The sequence below is a fragment of the uncultured Mailhella sp. genome (assembly GCF_947631555.1).
Classification (GTDB): domain Bacteria; phylum Desulfobacterota; class Desulfovibrionia; order Desulfovibrionales; family Desulfovibrionaceae; genus Mailhella.
In genome coordinates, this window is the sequence record NZ_CANRLT010000118.1 from 1 (window position 1) to 4,481 (window position 4,481).

Below are 4,481 nucleotides of genomic sequence, written 5' to 3' on the forward strand. Positions count from 1 at the left end.
CCTCCTTCCTGTTCTCGTCCTTTTCGGCAAGCGCAGGGCCTGCCACTGGCAGTAGTCGCATCTGGTGTTCGGCCATCTCAGGATCAGGGTGGCGATCAGGTACTTGTGGATGAAGATGCCAGCCGCCAGACCAGCGAGAAAGCCCGCTATCAGGTTTTCCAAGACCGTCACCCCCTTCCGCCGTGCCGGCTCTTTTAACCGCCAGCACCGGCGACCACGGTATCAGCGCCCTGGACGGTGACCCAGCCGTGCTCCAGCCTGGCCTGCGCCTCCATCATCTCGATAAGCTCCGGCGTGATGGATGCCGCGATGACCCGGTTGGCCTCCGCCTCCGCCTCAGCCTCCATCACACGGATGTCCGCCTCGGCCTGGGCCGCGACCTTTTTCGCTTCGGCGTCCGCCTCGGCCTGCATGATCTTGGTCTCGTTCTGGACCCGGATCGTATCCTGCTCGGCCTCGGCCTGCTGCTTCTTCTGCATGGCCGTCACGCGGTCGTCGATGGTCTTCTGCAGCTGCGCGTCAGGGTGAACGTCGATGATAGAGGCATCTATGACCTCGATGCCGAAGGCCTCGCCCAGCTCCTCGTCCAGGAATTCAGTGATCTTGTCGTTGATCTTGCCTCTGTCGCCAGAGTAGATGTCCATCATGGAGTAGAACGTGGTCACCTCGGACACCTTCGCCTTCAGCACCGTGCGCACCCGGTTCTTGACGATGGACTCGCCGTCCATGCCGCGGAACTTCATGTAGGTGTTGACCACGTCCTCCTGCCGGAAGCGGTAGGACATCTGGAAGCTGATGCTGATGTTGGCGTTGTCAGCGGTGGAGACCATGAAGCTGTCGTCTTCCTCGCTGCCCTCTCTGGAGTCCTTGGTCAGGACCAGCTGCTCGTTGCCGATGGTGAACTCCTTCACCTGTTTGGTCGGGGCCACCAGGTGGAAGCCCTGGGTCAGGAGCTCGTCCTGCACGCCGCCGTTCATCGAGTAGACCACGCCGACGTAGCCGGTGGGGATGCGCTCAATGGAGAGCGCCACACAGAACAGGCCGATCACCAGGACCAGGGCCAGGATCACCGCTCCGATCATTCCCGCGATTCTTTTCCTCATTGTTTGGTATCCTCCGTTTCGTTGTCCTCGTTGTCGTCTTCTGTCATGCCATCCGCCGCCCCCTCAAAGAGGTCCAGGAAGACGGCGCCTATCGCCTTGAACAGCGGTCCAAGGGCGAACCATATCAGGACCAGCAGCAGCACGACCAGAAGCCAGAATACAGGGTTCATTTTTTGGTTCCCCCCTTTTCGGGCGGCGGGCACTCTCCGCCGCTCATTTCAGTTTCTCCTTCCACAGCACATCGATCATGTCTCTGGTGATTTCCTTGATCTGCCAGAACTTCAGGCCCTTGGGCCGCAGGAACTCGATGACCTCTTCGGCGATCCTCATCAGTTCATCCTTCTGGCAATATGTAGCCGTCTCCTGGTTCGTCATGTTGTTCTCATCCATCTGTCTCGCCTCCTCTCTCAGTGCTATCAGATCCGCCGTGGAGTACACACCGGCCATCACTGGCTGATCGACGATCCCGAAGTTTCCGCTCTGGCAAATCTTCGCAACTACAAACCGTTCTCGTTCCTTGATGAAGATGAAGATCCTTGCTTTAGACTCGGGAAATTGTTGACAGCGAGGTTGGTCGTCGCCCCGCCGGCCAGTGATGGCCGGCGCGTACTCCGTGAATTTGATGGGGACATCGACCTATCTGGCATATTCGTCCCCATCATCAGCAAAAAGGTAGGCAAAACTCTTTCCAAAATAATCGCACAGAGTTTTGCACTCCTGCGGCGTAAAACGTCCGCTTTTGATTTTCTGCTGCCACGCATTACGGCTGACCCCAATAATGGCTCCCATGTCCTCATCCGTCAGTCCGCGGTATGCTTTCTGACCCAGCAAATTTGGGAACATATGATTTCACCTCCTCACTGTTGGCGTATCGCCAACCTTGTCTGTAGTATATACGCATTTCGCCAACCTGTCAATACTTTTTTAGAAAAAAGTTGACATTTCGCCAACATTGTGTCATAATGCACTCACAGGGAGGTTGAAGCTATGAGTTTTGCAGAGAATCTGAAAAAAGCCAGACAAAATGTTGGCATGACCCAGCAGCAGGTCGCTGATAGAATGGGCATCACAAAAAGTACTTATTGCGGCTACGAAACCGAAAAGCGCCAACCTGACGTACAAAAAATAAAGCAGTTGTCTAAAATTCTTGGTGTTCCGTCCGACTTCCTGCTAGAAACAGAAAATGCGCCTGTCCAGAAGGACAAGCGCACTGTCAGCGACGACGACCTCAAGGTCGCTTTTTTCGAGGGGGCAAATGATCTTACGTCAGATGAGATCGATGCTCTGTGGAACGACGCAAAAGATTATATCCAGTACAAGATTGAACAAAGAAGGAAAAAGAATGACTGATCTTTTGTCTTTGTATCGCTATGCTGAAGAAAATGGAATCGACGTGGACTGGTTCCCCATGGAGCAAGCTTCATCCCTGTCTGTTCCGCTTCCGGATGATACTTATGCTATTGCTCTGGACCCGTGGAAACTACCAACGATAGCCGATGAAACCGTGCGCTTGGGGCACGAATTGGGTCACTGCGAGACCTGTTCATTTTATAACCGCTGGGCTGCCTTGGACATCCGTCAAAAGCACGAAAATCGAGCTGATAAATGGGCAATAAAAAAGCTCATCCCGAAAGATGAACTAGAGACTGCTATTGTTGACGGCCGCACAGAATTGTGGGAGTTGGCAGAGCTGTTTGGAGTGACGGAATCCTTTATGTTAAAGGCACTCTGTTGGTATCGGAATGGAAATTTAGCGGTCGATATATTTTGAAAAACCAAAACTGTGCAAGAGGAGATAAGTCGCTATGCCTCTCTTTGCTGTTTGTCCACAATGTGGAAAGAAAAAGCTATTCTTTTCTATGGCATCATCCGGCCTTTGTGGTACCTGCCAGGCGGAAAAGGATATAGCGAGTAAGCAGTTGGCCCAAGAACAATGCACCGCAGAAAAGTTAAAAGCCGTACAAGATAGATTGGAAACAGAACAGCGCATCGCCCGGGAGCATGAAGAAACTATTGTTAGAATTTCTTTACGGCAATCTCCTCAAATGGGATTGCGCAGAGCTTGGGGGCCGCGGGCCTACGGCGTACTCAGTGACTATACCGTGATTGACACTGAAACTACCGGATTGGATGCATGCACATGTGAGATTCTTGAGATTGGCGCGATTCGTTACCGCTCCCATCGAGAGGTTGCCCGCTTTCGGTCATATATCCGCCCATATCGTCCGATTCCACGATCAGCGACTGAAATCAACGGCATAACTGAATATACCGTAAAACTTGCACCACGCTTTCCAGAGGTGTACGCTGACCTTTTAGATTTTATCGGCGATGATGTTCTGATAGGTTATAATATCGATTTTGATATAAAGTTCATACAGACAAGAGCAGGTGAGGACATTAAAAACAAAATCTTTGACGTCCTTCCATTGGCAAAGCAGGCCCTGACTTTGGAACGCTATCGGTTAGACGATCTCCGTGCTTATTTCCTGATTGGAGGCGGTTCTCATGCCGCACTTGACGACTGCAAGGCTACTGCAAAAGTATATCAGCGATTGATTGATATGCCGAATGTCGCAAAACAGTTGGCGGAGGAAGCAGCCAGAGAAGAAGCGGCCCAAAAAGAATACGAAAGGCTTCGCCAGGAGCAAGAAGCGCATTTACAAAAAGTGAAGGATGAAAAGGCCAGACTAATGGCAAACGCGCCTTCTGCAAAAGAATTACGCCAGCTTTCTGCAAAAATGACTGGGGAGGCAATAGAGTATCTTTCAAAAGCCAAAATGATCCTCAAATACGCTGGAATCGATACATCTCGTATTGGTGAGACTTATGCCGGCGACAAATGTAAGGCGCTCCACGTACCATGTAAAAACGATATTTTTATTGCGCAATGTCAAATCGCCATCTTCTTCGGTGTAAAATTGGAAGGAAATCTGAAATACATTCTCCTAGATTTGCCACCAGAAGACATTAAATGTGACTTCGTATGTGTGCCGTCCTCCATTCAGGAAGGCGAGAATAGAAGTCGGATCTATATTCCATCTGTGCAGGCAATGGATTCAATAGCGGAATATATTGTCAAGTCCTATCAGCATGCACAGGAAACTGTGGAAAACCAGAAAATGTAAAAAGCGCCGCCCTACCGGAGCGGCCAACATAGGAAGGAGTTCACACCATGTTAGAGGAAAAAGATTTACAGGCCATCGCGCAACTAGTGGACACCAAACTGGAAAAGCAGAAAGCCGAGATTCTGAGCGAGTTGGGCCAAAAGATCTCCGACTCCCAGAGCGAGACCATGCGTGGCGTGGCCGTGCTGATGGAGGCAGAGTTCCGTCCGCAGTTCAGCCTCTTGGCGGAGGGCCAGCAGACCATCAATGA

The 4,481-nt window shown here is 51.4% G+C and carries 8 protein-coding genes; 4 read left to right on the plus strand and 4 right to left on the minus strand.

Features of this window, described 5'->3' with window-relative positions:
* Positions 1–194: 194 nt before the first annotated feature.
* The 4 genes from Q0Z94_RS11040 to Q0Z94_RS11055 all read right to left on the minus strand — a co-directional run bounded on the left by Q0Z94_RS11040 (position 195) and on the right by Q0Z94_RS11055 (position 1,892).
* Complete coding sequence (locus Q0Z94_RS11040; protein ID WP_298069681.1) at positions 195–1,082, minus strand: SPFH domain-containing protein; 888 nt, start codon at positions 1,080–1,082, stop codon at positions 195–197.
* 17 nt (positions 1,083–1,099) lie between these two features.
* Positions 1,100–1,273: a hypothetical protein gene (locus tag Q0Z94_RS11045; RefSeq protein ID WP_298069683.1), complete on the minus strand. Its 174-nt coding sequence runs from the start codon at positions 1,271–1,273 to the stop codon at positions 1,100–1,102.
* Positions 1,274–1,316: 43 nt separating this feature from the next.
* Positions 1,317–1,493, minus strand: coding sequence for a hypothetical protein (locus Q0Z94_RS11050; protein ID WP_298069685.1), 177 nt, complete (start codon positions 1,491–1,493; stop codon positions 1,317–1,319).
* A 246-nt stretch (positions 1,494–1,739) separates the two neighbouring features.
* A complete protein-coding gene (locus Q0Z94_RS11055; RefSeq protein WP_298069686.1) occupies positions 1,740–1,892 on the minus strand; it encodes a hypothetical protein in 153 nt (50 codons plus the stop codon).
* A gap of 198 nt (positions 1,893–2,090) precedes the next feature.
* Between Q0Z94_RS11055 and Q0Z94_RS11060 the strand changes: the two genes are divergently transcribed.
* The 4 genes from Q0Z94_RS11060 to Q0Z94_RS11075 form a co-directional block, all read left to right on the plus strand.
* A complete protein-coding gene (locus Q0Z94_RS11060) occupies positions 2,091–2,453 on the plus strand; it encodes a helix-turn-helix transcriptional regulator (RefSeq protein WP_298069688.1) in 363 nt (120 codons plus the stop codon).
* Positions 2,446–2,874, plus strand: a complete 429-nt coding sequence (locus Q0Z94_RS11065; RefSeq protein ID WP_298069690.1) for an ImmA/IrrE family metallo-endopeptidase — start codon at positions 2,446–2,448, stop codon at positions 2,872–2,874. The genes Q0Z94_RS11060 and Q0Z94_RS11065 overlap by 8 nt, the downstream gene beginning before the upstream one ends.
* A 34-nt stretch (positions 2,875–2,908) precedes the next feature.
* Positions 2,909–4,231, plus strand: coding sequence for an exonuclease domain-containing protein (locus Q0Z94_RS11070; protein WP_298069692.1), 1,323 nt, complete (start codon positions 2,909–2,911; stop codon positions 4,229–4,231).
* 47 nt (positions 4,232–4,278) lie between these two features.
* The coding region (locus Q0Z94_RS11075) for a hypothetical protein (RefSeq protein WP_298069694.1) at positions 4,279–4,481 on the plus strand (203 nt) is incomplete at its 3' end.

What these genes read in the sequence shown, in the direction of transcription:
- Q0Z94_RS11040 (WP_298069681.1), bottom strand. Translation starts at nt 1,082, where the DNA reads ATGATCGGAGCGGTGATCCTGGCCCTGGTCCTGGTGATCGGCCTGTTC.
- Q0Z94_RS11045 (WP_298069683.1), bottom strand. Translation starts at nt 1,273, where the DNA reads ATGAACCCTGTATTCTGGCTTCTGGTCGTGCTGCTGCTGGTCCTGATA.
- Q0Z94_RS11050 (WP_298069685.1), bottom strand. Translation starts at nt 1,493, where the DNA reads ATGGATGAGAACAACATGACGAACCAGGAGACGGCTACATATTGCCAG.
- Q0Z94_RS11055 (WP_298069686.1), bottom strand. Translation starts at nt 1,892, where the DNA reads ATGGGAGCCATTATTGGGGTCAGCCGTAATGCGTGGCAGCAGAAAATC.
- Q0Z94_RS11060 (WP_298069688.1), top strand. Translation starts at nt 2,091, where the DNA reads ATGAGTTTTGCAGAGAATCTGAAAAAAGCCAGACAAAATGTTGGCATG.
- Q0Z94_RS11065 (WP_298069690.1), top strand. Translation starts at nt 2,446, where the DNA reads ATGACTGATCTTTTGTCTTTGTATCGCTATGCTGAAGAAAATGGAATC.
- Q0Z94_RS11070 (WP_298069692.1), top strand. Translation starts at nt 2,909, where the DNA reads ATGCCTCTCTTTGCTGTTTGTCCACAATGTGGAAAGAAAAAGCTATTC.